1 protein-coding gene and 1 pseudogene are annotated in these 939 nt (G+C 45.2%); both read left to right on the top strand.

From position 1 onward, the window contains the following. Positions 1-482: pseudogene (gene carB / locus A3762_RS22615) on the top strand (carbamoyl phosphate synthase large subunit); the annotation flags it as partial. 49 nt (positions 483-531) lie between these two features. After that, a partial coding sequence (greA, locus tag A3762_RS22610; RefSeq protein ID WP_068757741.1) for a transcription elongation factor GreA occupies positions 532-939 on the top strand: 408 nt, incomplete at its 3' end.

Genomic DNA, 939 nt, shown 5'->3' with positions numbered 1-939 from the left:
AGATGAAGTCTACGGGCGAAGTTATGGGTGTTGGTGAAACCTTCGATGAGGCGTTTGCTAAAGGTTTTATCGCGACAGGTGAAACACTTCCTGCATCAGGTAAGGCATTCTTGAGTGTTCGTGACGTAGACAAAGAAGGTGTTGTTGAACTTGCGAAACTTCTTGTTGAGGGTGGCTTTAGCTTAGTTGCAACGCGTGGTACTGCTCAGGCAATTGAGGAAGCAGGCATGGAAGTTAGTGTTGTGAATAAAGTGCGTGAAGGTCGTCCACACGTTGTTGACGTAATTAAGAATGAAGATATTTCTTTGATCGTCAATACTACGGAAGGGCGTCAAGCAATCAAAGACTCTTCGCATATCCGTCAATCTGCGTTGCAGAAGAAGATTGCTTACAGTACTACTTTGTGGGGTGGTGAAGCGATCGCGCGTGCGATTCGTTTTGGCTCAAATGAAAAAGTGCGTCGCTTGCAGGATTTGCACTAAAGCAAGGCTATACTGATTAGCAGGATATAAAGCAAATTATAGGAAAACTATGAATCGTATTCCGATGACAGTGCAAGGCGAAGCCGCCTTGCGCGAAGAATTAGTTCAATTAAAAACCGTAGAACGTCCTCGTGTTATTGAGGCGATCGCTGATGCCCGTGAGCATGGCGATTTGAAAGAAAATGCTGAGTACCATGCAGCGCGTGAGCAGCAGAGCTTTATTGAAGGACGCATTCAAGAAATTGAAGGTAAGCTTTCTAATGCGCAGGTGATTGACGTTGCGGCAATTGAGCCTTCAGGAAAAGTAATTTTTGGCTCAACGGTAACGTTGTTGAAAATCGACGATGACTCAGAAGTGAAGTATCAAATCGTTGGCGAAGATGAGGCGGATATTAAGCTTGGCAAGATTTCTGTTTCTTCACCGATCGCTCGTGCCTTGATTGGCAAGAACGAAGGC

The sequence above is a fragment of the Oleiphilus sp. HI0125 genome, from assembly GCF_001635355.1.
This window is presented reverse-complemented; position numbering and strand designations above follow the sequence as displayed.